This window comes from Candidatus Skiveiella danica, from assembly GCF_022705245.1.
Taxonomy (GTDB): domain Bacteria; phylum Pseudomonadota; class Gammaproteobacteria; order Burkholderiales; family Burkholderiaceae_C; genus Skiveiella; species Skiveiella danica.
Genome location: NZ_JAKJEW010000179.1, coordinates 290 through 551, shown reverse-complemented (window position 1 = coordinate 551; position 262 = coordinate 290). Strand labels below are relative to the sequence as shown.

At 70.6% G+C, this 262-nt stretch carries 1 pseudogene; it reads right to left on the bottom strand.

Annotated elements, in window-relative coordinates:
* Positions 1–262 (bottom strand): annotated as a pseudogene (locus ACMUOY_RS20845) (ATP-dependent DNA helicase Rep); the annotation flags it as partial.

Sequence of the window (262 nt, the reverse complement as noted above, 5' to 3'; positions counted from 1 at the left end):
CGGATCTGGCTGCTGCCATCCTCGGCCAGTTCGCCGCCACAGCGCTTGGCCATCCAGTCGACGAAGTCCAGCACATTGGCCCAGCGGTTGGCGGCCGCCTTCTCGCTGTCCTCGCCCGACTGCAGGTGGGCCTCGTAGCCGATGTCCTGCAGCCATTGCATGCACAGGCCGTGCGCGGCCTTCTGGCCGAGGGCCTGCGTGGCGCGCTCGCGCAGCGCGTCGATGTCGCGGCCGAACTCGTGCAGCGCGTGCAGCTGGCGGG